We start from the raw sequence: 17,610 nt of genomic DNA, 5'->3' as shown, positions 1-17,610 counted from the left end.
GTGTGTCGTCGAGATCGCTGCGGACTCGGCGGCACACCCCCCCCGAACAAACCTCAGGTGAAGCGCCGGCCCTCGTCGCGGCGGTACGCCCACACGGCCCCCGCGGCGGCCAGCACCGTCCAGCCGGCCAGCGCGGCCAGCGACACCCCGTCGGGCGTCGTGCCCGCCGTCACCGCCCACAGCAGCTCGGCCACGCCGCGCGCAGGCGTGAACGGCGAGACCGCCTCCACGACCCCCGGCAGGATCTGCGGCGGCAGCAGCAGCCCGCCCAGCACGCCCAGCGGGAAGAACAGCAGCTGCGAGACCGCGATCGCCGCCTTCGCGCTCAGCAGGAACCCGAGGAACAGCCCCATCAGCATGAACGGCACCGAGCCCGCGACCAGCGTTGCCAGCGCCGCGAGCAGCCGCACCGGCGTGGTGGCGGCCTCGGTGAACAGCGCCGCGACCAGCAGCACCGGCACCACCCCGAGCAGGATCTGCACGATCGCGGCGAGTATCCGCCCGGCCAAGCGGGGGAACGGCCCGGCGGGCAGCGTGCGGACGTAGGGGCTCCAGGGCTGCTCGCGATCCTGCGACACCGTGACGGCCAGCCCGATGATCGCCTGCGACATGGCGCCGAACAGCATCAGCGACGCCGTCGCCATCGTGGCCGCCCGCGGATCGTCGCCCGCGAACGGCACCACGAACGCCAGCAGCGCGACCGCGGGGAACAGCGCGCCCGCCGCGAGGCCGATGGGCACCCTGAGCTGTTCGAGCAGCAGGACGCGGGTGTGCGCGGTGACCAGGCTAGACATGGGCCGCCTCCTTGCCGGTGATCGTGAGGAACGCCTCTTCCAGGGTGGTGGGCCTGATCTCCAGGCCGGAGAACGGTGCGCCGCTGCGTACCAGCTCGACCACCAGCCGGTCGGGGTCGGTGGTGACCAGGCTGATCCGGTCGCCCTCCCGCTCGCTGCCGAGCACGCCGGGCAGCTCGGGCAGGCGCTCGGCCAGCAGCGAGACACGCCGCACGCCCACCAGGCCGCGGATCGCGTTCACCGTGTCGTCGGCCAGCACCCGGCCGTGGCCCAGCACCACGACCCGTTCGGCCAGCGCCTCGATCTCCTCCAGGTAGTGGCTGGTCAGCACCACCGTGCCGCCGCTGTCGTGGAAGGCCTTGACGCCCGCCCACAGGGCGTGCCTGGCCTCGACGTCGAGACCGGTGGTCGGCTCGTCGAGGAAGACCAGCCGCGGGTTCCCGGCGAACGCGAGCGCCACCGCCAGGCGCCGCCGCTGGCCGCCCGACAGGCCGCCCACCTGCCGCCCGGCCAGATCGCCGAGCCCGAACCTGCCCAGCAGCTCGTCTCTGCCGACCGGGTCGGGGTAGTGGGAGGAGACGAAGTCGGCCACCTCGCCGACCCGCAGCGACTCCGGCAGCCCCGTCTCCTGCGGGGTCACGCCGATGCCGCGCCGCGTCACCGGGTCGAGCGGCGAGCCGCCGAGCAGCTCGATCGTCCCCGACGTCGGCCTGCGCAGCCCGGCGAAGAGGCTGAGCAGCGTGGACTTTCCGGCCCCGTTGGGGCCCAGCAGGCCGACCAGCTCGCCCGCCCGGATGTCGAGCGAGACGCGGTCGAGCGCCACCACGTCGCCGTAGCGGCGGGTGACGTCCAAGGCGCGGGCCAGAACCGTCATCGGACTCCTCCAGCGTTGTCCAGCAGGGCGCGGATCGCCGCGGTGTACTCCTCGAAGGCCAGCCGCCCGCGCTTGGTCAGCGCCACGTACGTGACGGGCGTGCGGCCTCTGTGCGTTTTGGTGATGCGGACGTATCCGGCGTCCTCCAGCTTGGTGAGGTGGACCGACAGGTTCCCCGCCGTCATGCCGAGCAGCTCCTTCAGCGAGCCGAACGCCATCTCGTCGCCGTCGGCCAGCACGTTGAGCGCGGCCACCACGCGCAGCCTCGCCTGGGCGTGGATCACCGGGTCCAGCTCGGGCAGCGCGCCGCCCGGCTTGCTCTCCTCGCTCACCCGCGCTGCCTCCGCCACAGCCACAGCCCGGCCGCGATGAACCCGCCGCCCAGCAGGACCGCCGTCAGCAGGGCGTGCGGGCCGGGGCCGAGCAGCACGCCCAGCGCGTTCACACCGGCGGTCCAGGCGCCGATGAAGAACATCGGCCAGTTGAGCCAGATGGCGCCGCCCAGCATGTAGAGCAGCGCGACGACGAGCAGCGGTCCGCCCGCCCACAGCAGGCCGCGCTCGGCGTCGGGCAGCATCGGGCCGAGCCTGACCGCGATGAGCGAGGCCAGCACCATGCCCGCAAGCCAGGCGTAGCCGTACATCGCGCCCCTGGCCGAGGTGTCGCCGCGCACCGACCTGTTCATCTTGACGATCCCGTACGCCGACACCGCCCCCGCCACGATCATGGCCGCCATCAGCACGCTCACCGCCTGCATCTGCGAGATCGGCAGGTAGGGGCGCCCGCCGAGGCCGTAGTGCAGGAACAGGGCGGTGAAGCCGAGCAGCCAGGCCGCCCCCCACGGGACGTAGAGCAGGCGCGGGTCGCCCTGGAGCAGCCGCACGGTGGCGTGGCTCTGCTCCTCGATGACCCGCAGCATCTCCTCGGGGCTGGGCGCGCGCTCATCATCGTCGACCATGCAAACTCCTCAAATCAGTAAAGTAGTTTGCAGTTTAAACCTGATGGCATCGCCAACTCAAGGCGGGGGCACGGGGGCGTCACCGCCGGGTGAGGACCTCCGACTCCCAGAGGTCGCGGTAGTAACCGGGCACGCGCACCAGCTCGTCGTGCGTGCCGCGCTGTGTCACCCGGCCGTCCTCCAGCACGATCACCTCGTCGACCGACTCCAGGCCCTTGAGCCGGTGGGTGACCAGCAGGGTCGTGCGGTCGCGGGTGACGTCGAGCAGGTCCTCCATGAGCCGGTCGGCCGTCTCCTCGTCGAGCGCCTCGGCCGGCTCGTCGAGCAGCAGCACGGGAGGGTCGTACAGCAGCGCCCTGGCCAGCGCCAGCCGCTGGAGCTGGCCGCCCGACACCGTCCTGCCGTCCTCGCCCAGCTCGGTGTCCCAGCCGGTCCGCTCGACCCAGCCGTCCAGGCGGGCGTCGCGCACCGCCTGGAGCAGCCGCTCGTCGTCCGCGTCGGGGCCCGCGAGGCGCAGGTTGTCGCGCAGGCTCGCGCGGAAGATGTACGGGTCCTGGGTGAGGCCGGTCATGAGAGCGCGTACGTCGTCGCCCGGCAGGTCGCGCACGTCCACGCCGTTCACCGCGATGCGGCCCGACTCCGGCTCGACCAGGCGCATGAGGGCGGCCAGCAGCGTGCTCTTGCCCGCGCCGCTCGGCCCGACGATCGCCACCCGCCGGCCGGGCTCGACCCGCAGCGAGACCCCGTCGAGCGCCGGACGGCCGCCGCCGGAGACGGGGCGATCACCGTCGTGCGCCTCCCCGTCGAGCGCGGTGCGGGCCGGGTGGCGGACCACGAGGTTCTCGATCTCGATGGTGAGCGGCGGCTCGGGGCGGGGCTTGGGCGCGGCGGGCTCGGTGACGGCCGGCTCCGACGCGCGCACCTCGCGCAGCCGCCGCAGCGCCGCCGTGATGCCCGCCATCCGCTCGCCCGCCGCCGCCAGCGGCAGCACCGGCTCGAACGCGACCAGCCCGGTCAAGGCGAGCACCGCCGTGCCGACCGTGCCGACGCCCGCCGCCTGGGCGAGCAGCACGATGGCCACCACGGTCAGGCCCTGCAGCAGGGTGCCGCCGGCCAGGGCGGCGGCGTGCACGCGGGCCTGGCGGCGTTCCAGCGCGGCCAGCGCGTCATCGGCGGCCAGCGCCCGGTCGAGAGCCGCTCCGTCGGCGCCGTACGCGGCCAGGTCGGCCGAGCCGTGCACCAGGTCGGCCACCCGCCCCGCCAGCGCCGCCCGCGCCGGGGCGATCCGCGCCGACCAGCGGCGCGCCGCGGCGGCCGTGCCCGCGGGCAGCAGCACCCCGGCCAGCGCCAGGCCCGCCAGCAGCACCAGCGCCGCCACCGGCAGGATCACCAGCCCGATGACCACGGCCGCAAGGCCCGCGACCGCCGCGGCCACGGCCGGCAGCAGGCAGCGGACCAGCAGGTCCTGGACGGCCTCGGTGTCGTCCACCATGCGGCTCAGCAGGTCGGCACCGCCGTGACGGGGGCGCTGGGGCGGGATGAGCGCCTCGTACAGGTCCTCCCTGGTGCCCGCCTGGGCGCGCAGGGCGACGTCGTGGCCGGTGAGGCGCTCGGCGTAGCGGAAGACGCCCTTGCCCGTGGCGAACGCCCTGGTCGCCACGATCGCCACGCTCAGCGCGGCCAGCGGCGGCTGCTCGGCGGCCCGGGTGATGAGCCAGGCGGCCGCCGCGATGAGCCCGAGACCGGCCAGATCGGCCGCCGAACCGGCGAGCACCGCCCACCACAGGCGCAGGCCCAAGCGCCGTCTCATCGCCCGCCTCCTTCCGCACGTGTCTGCTCGGCCGTCCCGCCGTTCCGCGGCTTCCCAGGCGCCTGCCGGGCCGTCCCGCCGTCCCGCGGCTCCGCGTCTCCGTCCCCGGCCGGTGCGGTGTCCTTGCGGGCGCCGGTCCGTACGGTGTCGGACAGGACGCGGCCGTCGTGGACGCGGATCACGCGGTCGGCGAGCTCGATCATGGCGGGCCGGTGCGCGACGATGACCGCCGTACGGCCCTCGGCCAGCTTGGCGGTGGCCGCCACCACCGCGGCCTCGCTGCGCCCGTCGAGCCGGGCCGTGGGCTCGTCGAGCAGCAGCACGGAGGCGCCGGGACGGCAGAACGCGCGGGCCAGGGCGACCCGCTGGCGCTGGCCCGCCGACAGGTTCGCGCCGCGCTCGCCCAGCACCGTGTCGAACCCCTGCGGCAGATCGGCGACGAAGTCGGCGTGCGCCGCCTCGGCCGCCCTGCGCACGTCGTCGAGCGAGGCGGACGGGTTCCCGAGCCGGATGTTGTCGGCCACCGACGCGGCGAAGAGGTGCGGCCGCTGCGCCACGAAGGCGAGCCTCGCCCGCCACCCCGCCAGGTCGAGCTCGCGCAGATCGACGCCGTCGACGAGCACCCGGCCGGCGGACGGCCGGACGAACCCGAGTATGAGGTGGAGCAGCGTGCTCTTGCCGCCGCCGCTCTCGCCCACCAGCGCCACCCGCTCGCCGGGCGCGATGGTCAGCGAGACGTTTTCGAGAGCGGGCGCGTCGCGGCCGGGATAGCGCACGGTGACGTTCTCCAGCCGGATCTCCGGCGCGCCGCCGCCGGTCACCTCGCGGGTCCCGTTCGCACGCTCGCCGGTCTCGGCGTCCAGGACGGCGAAGGCCGCGTCGGCCGCCGCGACGCCCTCCATGGAGGCGTGGAAGCGGGTCCCCATGGCCCGCAGCGGCAGGTACGCCTCGGGCGCGAGCAGCAGCACCAGCAGCGCCGTCGTCAGGTCCAGCGAGCCACCGAGCAGCCGCAGCCCGATCGGCACCGCGACCAGCGCCAGCGACAGCGAGGCGCACAGCTCCAGCACGAGCGACGACAGGAACGCCACCCGCAGCGTCCGCATGGTGGCGCTGCGGTGCGCGTCGGCGACCTGCCGGATGACGCCGGCCTGGTAGCGGGCCCGGCCGAAGGCGCGCAGCGTCGGCAGCCCGCGCACGACGTCGAGGAAGTGGCCGCCGAGCCGCGACAGCGCCTTGTACTGCCGCTCGGTGACGGCCTTGGTGGTCATGCCGACGAGCGCGCCGAAGATCGGGATCAGCGGCAGCGTCACGAGCACGATGACGGCGCTGGCCAGGTCGGCGGCGAACAGCCGGATGAGCACGGCCAGCGGCACGACACCGGCCACGGCGATGGACGGCAGGTAGCCGGTCAGGTAGTTGTCGAGCCCGTCGAGCCCGCGCCCGGCGAGCGTGACCAGCTCGCCGGAGCGGTGCGCGGTCAGCCGGGCGGGGCCCAGCTCGCGCAGGCGTTCGAGCAGCCGGCGGCGCAGCGCGGACTTGACGCCGGTGGCGGTGCGCCCGGCGAAGACGCCCTGTGTCCAGGCCAGCAGCGCCCGCACCCCGACGACGGCCGCGAGCACGCCGAGCGCGGCCGCGGTGAACCGCCCGGACAGCACGCCCGCGAGCAATTCGGCCTGCACCAGCACGAGCAGCCCCGCGAGCACGGCGGCGGCCATGGTGACGCCGAGGTGCGTGCGGACCGCGCGCTCGGCCCGCATCAGCGACAGCAAACCCTTGTGCACAGAGCCCCTCAGCCCTCGGTGGTCCTTCAGAAGAACGACGGGAGCGGTACGGCGTCCTTGCCTGGCCGGAAAGTGCGCCATACCCATACTTGCGCTCCCACCAGGATGGGCGCGACAGGCAGGACCATGAGACTGAGCACATTCAGCGTGGCCGGGGCTGCGGTGTGCTCCAGCAGGTACGGCATCGCGGCCACCAGCACCCCGAGCGCGGGCAGCGCGGCCGTCGCCCCCGACACCAGCAGCGCCCGCCCCGACCTGGCGGCGCCGGACGCGCCGGGCGTGCGCCAGGCCAGGAACGTCCAGCCGTGGAAGGCGAACAGCAGCGTCACCACGACGCCGAGCAGCAGGCCGAGCGGGTGCACCGCGGGGGCCTGGAAGCCGGTGGCGGCGGCGTACAGGGCCATGCCCCAGCCGGCGGACAGGCCGAGCGAGCCGAACGCGATGGCGGCGTCCCAGACGCCCCGCCATAGCGTGCCGCCGAGCCTGCGGCGGAACCACAGCCCGGCGTCGCGCAGCACCCAGCTCAGCAGCATGGCCACGACCAGCGGATACAGGGCGGACAGCACCCGGCCGTCCAGCAGCGGGTAGACCCCGGCGAGCGTCCCGCCCACGGCGACCAGCCACACCTCGTTGGCCAGCACGTACGGGGCGATCGCCGCGACCATGCGGTCCCGGTCGGCGCGCGTCCTGCCGAGCAGCGGCAGCAGCAGCCCCACGCCGAGGTCGAAGCCCTCAAGGGCGAAGTAACCGGCCAGCAGCACCGCGAAGACGGCGAACCACAGCAGCTCCATCGTCAGCACCTCTTCAGTAGGTCAGGGCGGGGGAGGGCGTGCTCTCGGAGGCGGCGCCGAGGGCGGGCGCCTGCGGGCCCCGCCTGATCGCGCGGGCGATGAGCACGTAGTCGACGACCGCCAGCAGCCCGAGGACGGCGGTGAATCCGATCAGCGAGGTCGTCACCATGCCGGCGGTCAGGCCGGGCGTCATGGCGTCGGCGATGGTGAGCCGTTCCCAGATCATCCAGGGCTGCCTGCCGAGCTCCCTGGCCAGCCAGCCGGAGATCGCCAGGACGAACGGCAGGGGCGTCATCAGCATGAGCACCGGGTGCGCCCAGCGGGCCCGCGGCAGCACCCGGATCAGCGGCAGCATCACGAGCAGCACGACCAGAGCCAGGAGCTGGCCGGTCTCGATCATGAACCCGAGAGCCGCGGACGCCGGTACGTTGCCGTTGCCGAACTTGCCCTCGGCGATGCCGTCGAACTGGGCGTAGCCGAAGGCGACGGTCACCGTGATGCCGAGCGCGGCGGCGAGCACGCCGGTGCGCAGCGACCGGCTGAAGAACTCCGTCTCCTCCGCGCGCCGCCACAGCCGGTAGGCGCTCGCGCCGGCCAGCACCACCCGCCGGTGAACAGCCCGGCCCCGATGACGTGCGGGAAGGAGAAGATCAGCGCCTTGTTGGTGAGCAGCGCGCCGAAGCCGGCAAGCCGCAGCCGCTCGCCGTCGGCGACGGCGCCCGCCGGGTTCTGCAGGAACGAGTTGGCGACCATGATGAAGAACGCGCTCGCGTACGCGGTGAGCGTCACGGCCCAGATGCAGGCCGTGTGCGCCCACCTGGGCAGCCGCCCCCAGCCGAAGATCCACAGGCCGAGGAAGGTGGACTCCAGGAAGAAGGCGAGCAGCGTCTCCATGGCGAGCGGGGCGCCGAACACGTCGCCGGCGTAATCGGTCAGCCCGCTCCACGCCAGCCCGAACTGGAACTCCATGACGAGCCCGGTCATGATGCCGAGCGCGTAGTTGATCACGTACACCTGCCCCCAGAAGCGCGTCATGCGCTCGTGCAGCGGCTGCCCGGTCCGCGCCCAGCGGGTGTGCATGATCGCCACGAGTGGCGCCAGGCCCAGCGTGAGCACCACGAACAGGAAATGCAGGCTGCCCGTCACCGCGAATTGCGTGCGTGCCAGATCCAGGACGTCCATCACCGCTCCGAAGTCGTGTCCCTCGATACGTAGATAGCCTACACGTAGAGAGCCTACATGTAGACTGGCTACATGGAGGGTCGGTCACTAGGATCGAAGTCATGAATCCGGATGCGTTGCGCGGGCACATGGACGCTCTGCTGCTCTCCGTCCTGGAGGACGAGCCGCTGCACGGCTATGCCATCATCGAGGCCCTGCAGGAACGCAGCGGGGGAGCGCTCAGCGTGCCCACCGGCACCGTCTATCCGGCGCTGCGCAGGCTCGAGCGCATCGGTTACCTGTCGAGCGAGTGGGCGACCGTGGGCGGGCGCAGGCGTCGCACCTACCGGCTCACCGAGTCGGGCAGGAAGCAGCTTCAGGGGGAGCGATCGGCCTGGCGGGAGTTCTCCACCGTGATCGGCAGCGTGCTGCGCGCCGAGTCCGCCGCGCTGGGCTGACCCGGGCAGGGCCCCGCCGGGCCGGGCAGGGCATCGCTCAGGAGCGCGTCACGCGCACGCACTGCGTGGCGCCGTAGATCTGCAGGCCCCACATCGCCGAGGTGACCAGGTTCGCCAGCAGGGCGGGCAGGGGATCGAGCGAGGCCGAGGTGTGCAGGGCGAGCGAGAGCGTCAGCGACAGCCCGCCCGTGATCGCCAGCGCGCCGAAGACCATGAAGGCCATCGACCGGATGGCGAGGCGGGGCCGCTTGATCCAGCGGGCGCCCCTGCTCAGCGCGAAGACCACCAGGCCGCCGTACGCGCCGGTGGCGAGCTGGAGCGCGTCGATCAGGTCGGAGACGACGCCGGCCCAGGCGGGCGCGGAGGCCCAGGTGGTGGCGTCGGCGGGGTAGAGCCGCCACAGCACCGACCACATCGCGACCGTGATCGGCACGCTCACGAACAGCAGTGTGCCCAGCCGCCGGCCCGACGCGGCGGTCAGCTCCATCTGGTAGCCGGGGGCGATCTCGGCGATGTCGCCGAACTCCTTCACCGCCCGCCGCTCGGCCTCCTCCCGGCCGAACCCTTCGGCCTCGAGCGCCTCGGCGGTGTCGAGCAGGCTGTCACGTGCCTCGACGACCAGGTCGCGTTTGGGGCCCGGAGGGCCGCACAGGGCCCGATCCAGCTCGGACACGTAGTCGTCGATGAGCATGGCTCAAGTCTAGAGAGCGGGCCCCTGGGCTTCATCGGGGAATTCCCTGATATTCCGCCGAGGGCGGGGGCCACATGTAGGAAAAATCCTACGTATAGTGTGCGACATGCTCATCTCCTTACTCGCTACCGCCGCTCCGAGCCGCGGCGCCGCCGAGGAGGGCCGGACGTGAGCGCCGATCACGTCTTCAGCGCCCTGGCCAGCCCGGTGCGGCGCGAGCTGCTGCGCCTGCTGCTCGACGAGGGCGCGCAGCCCGCGGGGCGGCTGGCCGAGCGGTTCGACATGAGCAGGCCCAGCGTGTCGGAGCACCTGAAGGTGCTGAAGGACGCGGGGCTGGTCTCCGAGAGCCGCAAGGGCCGCGAGCGCCACTACCGGCTGGAGGCGGGGCCGCTCATGGAGATCCGCGACTGGCTCGGCCCGTACGAGCGCTTCTGGCGGGAACGCCTCGCCGCGCTCTCCACCCTGCTCGACGACATGGACGACACAGACGACACACATGACACAACCGACACCGGCGACACAGACGACACGGAGGACCGCGATGCCCCCGACCCTGCCCCCGGCGGGAACCCCCAAGACCGATGACGACCGCCGGGCCATCAGGCTCGACCAGTTCCTCGCCCACCCGCCGGCCACGGTGTGGCGGGCGCTCACCGAGCCGGAGCTGAGGGCCCGCCGGCTGATGCCGAACGACATCAAGCCCGAGGTCGGCCACCGGTTCACGTTCACCACCCAGCCCAGGCCGCAGGTCGGCTTCGACGGGATCGTGCGCTGCGAGGTGCTGGCCATCGAGCCGGAGAGGCTGCTCAGGCTCGCCTGGAGCGACGGCCGGGCGGACTGGACCGTGACGTGGCGGCTGGAGCCCGAGGGCAAGGGCACCCGGCTCTTCCTCGATCACGAGGGATTCGATCCGGACGACGAGCTGCAGCAGATGTCACGGCGCATCATGGGCGGCGGCTGGCGCGGGCACTTCGCCTCCATCGAGGAGATCGCCGCCGGGCTCTGACCCCGCGGTCACCGGTCGTGGCCGGCCTGGCGGTGCGCCTCCGTCTCGGCGGAGGGGAGGCCGGTGGGATCCGTGGGGAGCGCGGCCGGGTCGCCGGTCGTGACGCCGGGGCCGTCGCCGCCGGACCCGGTCGCGGGCACGGTGTGCCCGCCGGCCGGCGCCGGCCGGCGGGAGAGCCGGCGCAGCATCGGCCAGCGCAGGCTGAGCTGCACCCCGCGCGGCGTGAACGCGAACGTGCAGTCCTTGACCCGCACCCCCGACGGGTGCGCGAGCCCCGTGAAGTGGCACGACGTCAGGTCGAGCCCGTGCAGGACGAGGTCGCCGGCGTCCACCCGGCGCAGCGAGGTGAGCGCCGACCTGCCGCGCCCGGTCACGGTGGCCGGGCCGCGCAGCACCGCGCCTTCGAGGTCGGCCTGGGAGTCGGTGAGCCGCACGTGGGTCGGGCCGGTCACCTCGACGCCCCGCAGGTCGACGCCGCAGTGCGCGACCGCCACGTCGAGCAGCCCGTCGGCGCGCGCCCTGGCCGCCGAGAGGCGGCCGGTGGCCGACAGGTAGGCGTCGGAGACGAAATGGGCGGCCTCGAACCAGGCCTGCCCGGTGACCTTGCGGAACGACAGCGTGCGGCCGAAGCGCGCACCCCTGAAGACCGCGCCGTCGCCGAGACCGGCGCCGTCGAAGGTGGCGAACCCGTCGAACCTGGCCCGCTCGCACGACAGCCCGTGACCGAAGCGGGCCTGGCTGAACAGCGCGTCGCGCGACATCACGGCCTGGTCGAGCGAGACGTGCCCGCGTACGGTCACACCATGGAAGGACAGCTCGCGGCCGAACCTGACGCCCGCCAGCGACACGTTGCCCTCGAAACGGGCCCCGAAGAAGGAGGCCAGCCGGTCGAACCTCGCGCCGTCGAGGGACACGTCGCCGCAGAAGGTCACTCCGGACAGCCGTACGTCGCCGGTGAACCTGGCCCGGTCGAGCCGGGCGCGTCCCGGGCGGCCGCCGGTGGCGTCGAGCACCATGGCGAGCAGCGCGCTGGTGACGGTGGTGCCGCGCAGGTCGAGCAGGCGGCCGGGGGAGAGCGTGGCGAGCGCCGCGCGCAGGTCCTCGGGGTCGAGGTGCGCGAGGCACCGGCCGGTGGGACGGCTAGCGATTCCTGTGCAGGTATCGGAATGCGCGCAGGTGACCCAGTCCATGCACAGGTGATACCCGCAGCCGCCGATGTCAAGGTTCGGCGATTTAATGTTCCCGCCATCTTTATGTGGAAATATGCAACCGGAATTAGCCGTAAAGTGCCGGACATGCAGGTTTTATCCCGAGCCTCCCTGGCTGCCGCCGTCGCGGTCTGCGTGGCGCTGCCCGCCGTCCCGGCCGCCGCCGACCCCGCTGCAGGAGCGAGCACCGCCTGCGCCACCCCCGCCTCCCACCGCATCGCGCAGGTGCAGGGCGCCGGGGACGCCAGCCCGCTGGCCGGGCAGACCGTCCGCGTCGAGGGCGTCGTCACCGCCGACTTCCAGCGGAGCGACCAGCTCAGCGGCTTCTTCCTGCAGGATCCGCGGCCCGACGCCGACCCGGCCACGTCCGAGGGGCTGTTCGCGTACGCGGGCGAGTCGGTCAAGGACGTCAAGGTCGGCGACCGCGTCCTGATCACCGGCACGGTCACCGAGTACAACGGCTGGACCGAGCTGTCGCCCGTCACCGCCGTGGACGTCTGCGGCACGGGCCGGGTGGAGCCGCTGCCGTACCGGCTGCCGGTGGCCCCGGGCGCGAGCCTGGAGCAGGTCGAGAACATGCTGCTGACGTTCCCGCAGCCGCTGACCGTCAGCGATCACTACAACCTGGGCCGCTACGGCGAGGTCACGCTGTCGGCGCAGGGCCGGCTGTTCCAGCCGACCGACCGGCCCGGCGTCGACGCCGCCGCGAACGAGCGCCGCGCGCTGCTCGTGGACGACGCCTCCACCCGCGAGAACCCCGCCACGCTGCCGCCCATCGTGCGGGCGGGCGACGTGGCGCGCGGCGTCACCGGCGTGCTCGGCTACGGCTTCGGCTCCTACCGGCTCCAGCCCACCGAGCCCATCGCGTACGAGAGCGCCGCCCCGCGCCCGGCCCGGCCGGCCCCGGTGGGCGGCAACGTCACGGTGGCCTCGTTCAACACCCTCAACTGGTTCACCACGCTCGGCTCGCGCGGCGCGAACAACGCCGAGGAGCAGCGGCGCCAGCTCGCCAAGCTGGTCTCCGCGCTCAAGGGCCTCGACGCCGACGCGGTGGCGCTCATGGAGGTCGAGAACAACGGCCAGACCGCGCTGCAGGCGCTCGTGGACGCGGTCAACGCCGAGGTGGGCGCCGGCACGTACGCCGCGCTCGCGCACCCGTACCCCGGCACCGACGCCATCCAGGTCGGCATCATCTACAAGCCGGGCAAGCTGACTCCGGCCGGTGCGGCCATGTCGTCGCAGGACCCGGTGTTCAGCCGCCCGCCGCTGATCCAGACCTTCCGCAGGAAGGGCGGCGGCCAGCCGTTCACCCTGCTGGTCAACCACCTCAAGTCGAAGGGAGGCTGCCCGTCCAGCGGGCCCGACGCCGACCAGGGCGACGGCCAGAGCTGCTGGAACGCCACCCGCGTCGCCCAGGCCGAGGCCCTGCTCGGCATCATCGAGGAGCGGGACCTGCCGAACCCGATCGTGCTCGGCGACCTCAACGCCTACGGCGAAGAGGACCCGATCCGCACGCTCGAAGCGGGCGGCCTGGCCGGCGTCACCAAGCGGTTCGTGCCCGCCGCGCAGCGCTACAGCTACCTGTTCGACGGCCTCGCGGGCGAGCTGGACCACGCCCTCGTCGGCCGGCAGCTGCTCAAGCGGGTCAGCGGCGCCACGATCTGGCACATCAACGCCGACGAGCCGCGCATCCTCGACTACAACACCGAGTTCAACCCGCCGGATCTCTACCGGCCCGACGCCTACCGATCCTCCGACCACGATCCCCTGCTCATCGGCCTGAACCTGCCCGGCGGCCGCTGACCCGTACGGGCGCGGTCGCCGGAAGCGGCCGCGCCCGGCGCCGGAGCATGGAATGCTGGATGTGGGTACGTGGTTGAGACGGATGCACTGCTAGCGACAACGAGCAAGGAGCCACTTGTGGCGACCATCGAAGTAACCGAGAAGAACTTCAACGAGATCGCCGACAAGGGGATCGTGTTGCTCGACTTCTGGGCCGAGTGGTGCCCGCCGTGCAAGAAGTTCGGTCCGATCTTCGAGCAGGCGTCGGACAAGCACGAGGACATCACCTTCGGCAAGATCGACACCGACGCTGAGCAGGGGCTGGCCCAGGGGTTCGACATCACCTCGATCCCGACGCTGATGGCCATCCGCGACGGCATCGTCGTCTTCGCGCAGGCCGGCGCCATCCCGGCGCCCGCGCTTGAAGACCTCATCCGTCAGGTCAGGGCCCTCGACATGGACGCGATCAGGGCCGAGCTCGCCGAGGAGCTGAAGAACGCCCAGCAGCAGAACTGAGCTTGCGACACGCGTGAGGCCCCGCCGGACGACGGCGGGGCCTCACGCGTGCGTCTTCGGAGTCAGAGCTTGCGCCCGACGCCGACGTAGCCGAACGTGATGTTGTCGCCGAGCGGCTTCTCCTCGTCGGGACGCCAGCGGGCCGGGAACGTCAGGCCGGGCTCGGCCAGCTCGTAGCCCTCGAAGAAGCGCTCGATGTCCTCGCGCGTGCGCAGGTTGAGCTGGGCCGTCGACCTCTTGTAGATCTCCAGCGCCTGCGGCGTGATGTCCGGCGTCGGGTCCACGGCGTGGCTGATCGCCAGGTGGCTGCCGGGCACGCTGGCCGCGCGCAGCTTGGCCACCAGGTCGTAGGCGTGCTCGTCCTCGATGAAGTGCAGCAGCGCCAGCATCAGGAACGCCACCGGCCTGTCGAAGTCGATGAGCCCGCGCAGCTTGTCGAGCAGCACGTCCGGCTCGCGCACGTCGGCCTGGAGGAAGTCGACGTTGTCCTTCCTGGCCAACAGCGCCCTGCCGTGCACGCACACCACCGAGTCGTAGTCCACGTAGACGACGCGCGCCTGCGGGGCGATCTCGTGCGTGTTGCCCTGCGTGGGCAGGCCGGCGCCCAGGTCCACGATCTGCTCGACGCCGGCGTCCACCAGATAGCGCACGGCGCGGCGCAGGAAGTCGCGGTTCGCCCTGGCGGCTTCCTTGGTATGCGGGAATTTCTTCAGGATCTCCTCGGCCGCTGCCCGGTCGGCCGCGAAGTTGTCCTTGCCGTCGAGGAAGTAGTCGTACATACGCGCGACGTTGGGGACGTTCGGGTCGACCCCCTCCGGAGCACCAGCCACGTCAATTCTCCTGAAATATGAGAGCTTTTCCGGGCGATCATAGCTCTCATACCTCACCTTTCTCTCAGGTTCTGGAATGCCCGCCGATGAGACCTGGATCACTCTTTTCGGAAAAGCGCGAACGGCGGGCCGGAGCGTCACTCCGGCCCGCCGTCCTGCCACGCTGAGTGAGCCGCGACGGGTCAGCCGCGGTAGAGCTCGGCCACCTGGAAGGCGAGGTCGAGCGACTGGCTGCGGTTGAGCCGCGGGTCGCAGGCCGTCTCGTAGCGGGTGGCGAGATCGGCCTCGTTGATCTCGTGCCCGCCGCCCACGCACTCGGTCACGTCGTCGCCGGTGAACTCGATGTGGATGCCGCCGGGGTGGGTGCCGAGCGAGCGGTGCACCTCGAAGAAGCCGGCCACCTCGTCGAGCACGTCGTCGACGCGCCGCGTCTTGTGGCCGCTCGGCGCCTCGAACGTGTTGCCGTGCATCGGGTCGCACACCCACGCGACCCGGGCGCCGGACGCGGTGACCTCCTTGACCAGCGCGGGCAGGTGCTCGCGGATCTTGGACGCGCCCATCCTGGTGATGAACGTCAGCCGCCCCGCCTCGTTGGTGGGATTGAGCTTCTCCACCAGCGCCAGCGCCTCGTCGGGCGTGGTGGTGGGGCCGAGCTTGACGCCGATCGGGTTGCGGATCTTGGAGAAGAATTCGACGTGGGCACCGTCGAGCTGGCGGGTGCGCTCGCCGATCCAGACCATGTGGGCCGACACGTCGTACGGCAGCCCCGTGCGCGAGTCGATGCGGGTGAGCGCGCGGTCGTAGTCGAGGATCAGCGCCTCGTGCGAGGAGTAGAACTCGACCGTGTGGAACTCCTCGGGGTCGGCGCCGCAGGCCCGCATGAAGGCGAGCGCCTGGTCGATCTCCCTGGCCAGCTGCTCGTAGCGGCGGCCGGCGGGCGACTCGGCGACGAAGTCCTGGTTCCACGCGTGGACCTGGCGCAGGTCGGCGTAGCCGCCCTTGGTGAAGGCGCGGGCCAGGTTGAGCGTCACGGCGGAGGAGTGGTACGCCTTGAGCAGCCGCCACGGATCGGGCGTGCGGGCCTCCGGCGTGAAGTCGATCCCGTTGACCATGTCGCCCCGGTACGCCGGCAGCTCCACGCCGTCGCGGACCTCGGTGGGCTTCGAGCGCGGCTTCGCGAACTGCCCCGCCACCCGGCCGATCTTCACGACCGGCACCCGGCCGGCATAGGTCAGCACGATCGCCATCTGCAGCAACGTCTTCAGCTTCTGCCGCACGTTGTCGGCGGTCGCGCCCGCGAACGTCTCCGCGCAGTCGCCGCCTTGCAGGACGAACGCCTCACCGCGCGCCACGGCCGCCATCTGTTCCTTGAGCTGGTCGCACTCGCCGGCGAAGACCAGCGGGGGCAGACCGCCGAGCTCGGCGACGACCTTGTCGAGCTCGCCGCGGTCGGGCCAGTCGGGCTGCTGCGCCGCGGGGAGGGCTCGCCAGGAATCGAGATCCACTAGATTGCTGCTCACGAGATACGAGGGTATTCCACCGGCCCGACCCCACCGACCCTCTTGTCCACGTTGTGAGAATGCGGTTATCCGGCTGCGAGTCCAGAACCGGTCAAATCTTCCCGCTCATGAGGTGCTCGGGCCGGACGCCGAGGCCGATCATCCGCGCCGCCAGCGTGTTGAGCACCGGGATCCTGGTCAGGTCGCGGGGCAGCCTGTCGGGGTCGAAGCCCCCGGTGAGCGCGGGGCTGACGAACCTGTCCTGCACGAACCGCTGCGCCGCCTGCGTGATCAGGGTGGGCGGCATGCGGCGCCGCTGCACCAGGTGCAGCGCACGCTCGGGGAGCGGCCTGCCGTACCTGAGCGGGCCGGCCAGCAGGTTGGCGGTGGCGACCGCGTCCTGCACGGCCAGGTTGATGCCCACGCCGAAGACGGGCGACATCGCGTGCGCGGCGTCGCCGATGCACAGCAGCCCCGGCAGGTGCCAGCGGCGCAGCCGGTCGAGCCGGACGGTCAGCACGCTGACGTCGTCGAAGCTCCTGATCAGCTCCGTCCTGCCGGCCAGCCAGGGCAGCAGCTCGGCGACCGGCCGGCGCAGCGCGCCGATGCCCTGGCGGGTCAGGTCGTCGTAGCCGCCCTTGACGATCACGTACGCGAGCTGCCAGTAGCCGCCCCGGTTGATGGCGACCATGAGGCGGCCCTTCGAGACCCGCAGGAACGTGTCCTCCCGGTCGCCCGGCTCTCTCGGCAGCCGGAACCAGACCACGTCCATGGGCGCGCCGAGGTCCCGCGGCACCAGGCCGGCCCGCGCGCGCAGCACCGAGGTGCGGCCGTCGGCGGCCACGGTCAGATCGGCTCTGATCTCGTGCTCGCCCGACGGGTCGCGGTAGCGCAGGCCGCGGACCGCGCCGTTCTCGCGGATCAGGTCGGTGGCCTCGGCGTTCATGAGCAGCGTGAACGTGGGGTAGCGGGCCGCCGCCCGCGTGACGAGCGTGAGGAAGTCCCACTGGGGGACGAAGGCGATGTAGTCGTACTTGCCGGGCAGGCGGCTCATGTCGGCCAGCCTGATGTCGCCGGAGTCCGAGACGAGGTGGATGCTGCGCGCCTTGTAGTGGGGGAGCTTGTGGAACTCCTCCGCCAGCCCGATCTCGTCGAGCAGCTGCAGGGTCGAGGGGTGGATGGTGTCGCCCCTGAAGTCCCGCAGGAAGTCGTTGTGCTTTTCCAGCAGCGTCACTTCGACGCCTGACCTGGCCAGGAGGAGGGCGAGCATCGCACCTGCCGGTCCGCCTCCCGCTATGACGGTTCCCATAATTCATCACCTAATGAGATTCTACCTCTCGCGTTTTCGCGGGCCGAGGCCATCCGGGCGGGCGCGCCGTCCGGCGAGCACCTGCGCGCGCGCTCCCGCGGCCCGGACGAGGTACGCCGGTGCGGGGGAGCGGCCGACAACC

At 72.3% G+C, this 17,610-nt stretch carries 19 protein-coding genes; 5 read left to right on the top strand and 14 right to left on the bottom strand.

Translation table 11 applies throughout. From position 1 onward, the window contains the following. Window positions 1–53: 53 nt before the first annotated feature. The 9 genes from ACGFIM_RS07720 to ACGFIM_RS07680 form a co-directional block, all read right to left on the bottom strand. Window positions 54–794, bottom strand: a complete 741-nt coding sequence (locus tag ACGFIM_RS07720) for an ABC transporter permease (RefSeq protein ID WP_393196299.1) — start codon at window positions 792–794, stop codon at window positions 54–56. Continuing rightward, window positions 787–1,668 (bottom strand): ABC transporter ATP-binding protein, encoded by an 882-nt coding sequence (locus ACGFIM_RS07715; RefSeq protein ID WP_393196296.1) that lies wholly within the window; start codon window positions 1,666–1,668, stop codon window positions 787–789. The genes ACGFIM_RS07720 and ACGFIM_RS07715 overlap by 8 nt, the downstream gene beginning before the upstream one ends. Next, window positions 1,665–2,000: a transcriptional regulator gene (locus tag ACGFIM_RS07710; RefSeq protein ID WP_393196293.1), complete on the bottom strand. Its 336-nt coding sequence runs from the start codon at window positions 1,998–2,000 to the stop codon at window positions 1,665–1,667. The genes ACGFIM_RS07715 and ACGFIM_RS07710 overlap by 4 nt, the downstream gene beginning before the upstream one ends. After that, window positions 1,997–2,626 carry a hypothetical protein gene (locus tag ACGFIM_RS07705; RefSeq protein WP_393196290.1) on the bottom strand — a complete coding sequence of 210 codons (630 nt, stop codon included), beginning with the start codon at window positions 2,624–2,626 and terminating at the stop codon, window positions 1,997–1,999. Before ACGFIM_RS07705 ends, ACGFIM_RS07710 begins: the two co-directional genes overlap by 4 nt. 79 nt (window positions 2,627–2,705) lie before the next feature. Next, window positions 2,706–4,436: a thiol reductant ABC exporter subunit CydC gene (gene cydC, locus ACGFIM_RS07700; protein WP_393196287.1), complete on the bottom strand. Its 1,731-nt coding sequence runs from the start codon at window positions 4,434–4,436 to the stop codon at window positions 2,706–2,708. Next, entirely contained in the window at window positions 4,433–6,217 is a 1,785-nt protein-coding gene (gene cydD / locus ACGFIM_RS07695; RefSeq protein ID WP_393196284.1) for a thiol reductant ABC exporter subunit CydD, read from the bottom strand. The genes cydC and cydD overlap by 4 nt, the downstream gene beginning before the upstream one ends. A gap of 26 nt (window positions 6,218–6,243) precedes the next feature. After that, a complete protein-coding gene (locus ACGFIM_RS07690) occupies window positions 6,244–7,008 on the bottom strand; it encodes a cytochrome d ubiquinol oxidase subunit II (protein ID WP_393196281.1) in 765 nt (254 codons plus the stop codon). Between the two features lie 13 nt (window positions 7,009–7,021). Continuing rightward, the gene (locus ACGFIM_RS07685) at window positions 7,022–7,609 is read right to left on the bottom strand and encodes a cytochrome ubiquinol oxidase subunit I (protein WP_393196278.1); all 588 of its coding nucleotides are present in this window, start codon (window positions 7,607–7,609) and stop codon (window positions 7,022–7,024) included. Further along, window positions 7,498–8,190, bottom strand: coding sequence for a cytochrome ubiquinol oxidase subunit I (locus tag ACGFIM_RS07680; RefSeq protein WP_393196275.1), 693 nt, complete (start codon window positions 8,188–8,190; stop codon window positions 7,498–7,500). The genes ACGFIM_RS07685 and ACGFIM_RS07680 overlap by 112 nt, the downstream gene beginning before the upstream one ends. A 101-nt stretch (window positions 8,191–8,291) precedes the next feature. Between ACGFIM_RS07680 and ACGFIM_RS07675 the strand changes: the two genes are divergently transcribed. Next, window positions 8,292–8,627, top strand: a complete 336-nt coding sequence (locus ACGFIM_RS07675) for a PadR family transcriptional regulator (protein ID WP_393196272.1) — start codon at window positions 8,292–8,294, stop codon at window positions 8,625–8,627. A gap of 37 nt (window positions 8,628–8,664) precedes the next feature. On the opposite strand, the gene ACGFIM_RS07670 is transcribed toward ACGFIM_RS07675, so the two are convergent. Continuing rightward, window positions 8,665–9,318 (bottom strand): permease prefix domain 1-containing protein, encoded by a 654-nt coding sequence (locus ACGFIM_RS07670; RefSeq protein ID WP_393196269.1) that lies wholly within the window; start codon window positions 9,316–9,318, stop codon window positions 8,665–8,667. A gap of 168 nt (window positions 9,319–9,486) precedes the next feature. Between ACGFIM_RS07670 and ACGFIM_RS07665 the strand changes: the two genes are divergently transcribed. After that, a complete protein-coding gene (locus ACGFIM_RS07665; RefSeq protein WP_393196266.1) occupies window positions 9,487–9,903 on the top strand; it encodes an ArsR/SmtB family transcription factor in 417 nt (138 codons plus the stop codon). After that, window positions 9,860–10,324, top strand: a complete 465-nt coding sequence (locus ACGFIM_RS07660; RefSeq protein ID WP_393196263.1) for an SRPBCC domain-containing protein — start codon at window positions 9,860–9,862, stop codon at window positions 10,322–10,324. Before ACGFIM_RS07665 ends, ACGFIM_RS07660 begins: the two co-directional genes overlap by 44 nt. Window positions 10,325–10,332: 8 nt before the next feature. On the opposite strand, the gene ACGFIM_RS07655 is transcribed toward ACGFIM_RS07660, so the two are convergent. Continuing rightward, on the bottom strand, window positions 10,333–11,514 hold the full coding sequence (locus tag ACGFIM_RS07655) for a pentapeptide repeat-containing protein (protein ID WP_393196260.1): 1,182 nt from the start codon (window positions 11,512–11,514) through the stop codon (window positions 10,333–10,335). Window positions 11,515–11,619: 105 nt separating this feature from the next. On the opposite strand from ACGFIM_RS07655, the gene ACGFIM_RS07650 reads away from it, so the two are divergent. Beyond that, window positions 11,620–13,335: an ExeM/NucH family extracellular endonuclease gene (locus ACGFIM_RS07650; protein ID WP_393196257.1), complete on the top strand. Its 1,716-nt coding sequence runs from the start codon at window positions 11,620–11,622 to the stop codon at window positions 13,333–13,335. Window positions 13,336–13,452: 117 nt separating this feature from the next. After that, entirely contained in the window at window positions 13,453–13,830 is a 378-nt protein-coding gene (trxA, locus tag ACGFIM_RS07645) for a thioredoxin (protein WP_364054041.1), read from the top strand. A 62-nt stretch (window positions 13,831–13,892) separates the two neighbouring features. Here the strand turns inward: trxA and ACGFIM_RS07640 are convergent, their stop codons facing one another. The 3 genes from ACGFIM_RS07640 to ACGFIM_RS07630 all read right to left on the bottom strand — a co-directional run bounded on the left by ACGFIM_RS07640 (window position 13,893) and on the right by ACGFIM_RS07630 (window position 17,468). Then, on the bottom strand, window positions 13,893–14,660 hold the full coding sequence (locus tag ACGFIM_RS07640) for an SAM-dependent methyltransferase (protein WP_393196254.1): 768 nt from the start codon (window positions 14,658–14,660) through the stop codon (window positions 13,893–13,895). 182 nt (window positions 14,661–14,842) lie between these two features. Next, window positions 14,843–16,180 carry a class II 3-deoxy-7-phosphoheptulonate synthase gene (locus ACGFIM_RS07635; RefSeq protein WP_393196251.1) on the bottom strand — a complete coding sequence of 446 codons (1,338 nt, stop codon included), beginning with the start codon at window positions 16,178–16,180 and terminating at the stop codon, window positions 14,843–14,845. 91 nt (window positions 16,181–16,271) lie between these two features. Further along, complete coding sequence (locus ACGFIM_RS07630; RefSeq protein ID WP_393196248.1) at window positions 16,272–17,468, bottom strand: FAD-dependent oxidoreductase; 1,197 nt, start codon at window positions 17,466–17,468, stop codon at window positions 16,272–16,274. Window positions 17,469–17,610 lie beyond the last annotated feature (142 nt).

Origin of the sequence: Nonomuraea sp. NPDC049309, assembly GCF_043196965.1 — a bacterium.
GTDB classification, from domain to species: Bacteria; Actinomycetota; Actinomycetes; order Streptosporangiales; family Streptosporangiaceae; genus Nonomuraea; species Nonomuraea fastidiosa.
Note: the sequence above shows the minus strand (reverse complement) of the source record. Positions and strands in the feature narration are given on the sequence as shown.

What these genes read in the sequence shown, in the direction of transcription:
- ACGFIM_RS07670 (WP_393196269.1), bottom strand. Translation starts at nt 9,318, where the DNA reads ATGCTCATCGACGACTACGTGTCCGAGCTGGATCGGGCCCTGTGCGGC.
- ACGFIM_RS07675 (WP_393196272.1), top strand. Translation starts at nt 8,292, where the DNA reads ATGAATCCGGATGCGTTGCGCGGGCACATGGACGCTCTGCTGCTCTCC.
- ACGFIM_RS07660 (WP_393196263.1), top strand. Translation starts at nt 9,860, where the DNA reads ATGCCCCCGACCCTGCCCCCGGCGGGAACCCCCAAGACCGATGACGAC.
- ACGFIM_RS07680 (WP_393196275.1), bottom strand. Translation starts at nt 8,190, where the DNA reads ATGGACGTCCTGGATCTGGCACGCACGCAATTCGCGGTGACGGGCAGC.
- ACGFIM_RS07720 (WP_393196299.1), bottom strand. Translation starts at nt 794, where the DNA reads ATGTCTAGCCTGGTCACCGCGCACACCCGCGTCCTGCTGCTCGAACAG.
- ACGFIM_RS07705 (WP_393196290.1), bottom strand. Translation starts at nt 2,626, where the DNA reads ATGGTCGACGATGATGAGCGCGCGCCCAGCCCCGAGGAGATGCTGCGG.
- ACGFIM_RS07630 (WP_393196248.1), bottom strand. Translation starts at nt 17,468, where the DNA reads ATGGGAACCGTCATAGCGGGAGGCGGACCGGCAGGTGCGATGCTCGCC.
- ACGFIM_RS07655 (WP_393196260.1), bottom strand. Translation starts at nt 11,514, where the DNA reads ATGGACTGGGTCACCTGCGCGCATTCCGATACCTGCACAGGAATCGCT.
- ACGFIM_RS07690 (WP_393196281.1), bottom strand. Translation starts at nt 7,008, where the DNA reads ATGGAGCTGCTGTGGTTCGCCGTCTTCGCGGTGCTGCTGGCCGGTTAC.
- cydC (WP_393196287.1), bottom strand. Translation starts at nt 4,436, where the DNA reads ATGAGACGGCGCTTGGGCCTGCGCCTGTGGTGGGCGGTGCTCGCCGGT.
- ACGFIM_RS07715 (WP_393196296.1), bottom strand. Translation starts at nt 1,668, where the DNA reads ATGACGGTTCTGGCCCGCGCCTTGGACGTCACCCGCCGCTACGGCGAC.
- ACGFIM_RS07650 (WP_393196257.1), top strand. Translation starts at nt 11,620, where the DNA reads ATGCAGGTTTTATCCCGAGCCTCCCTGGCTGCCGCCGTCGCGGTCTGC.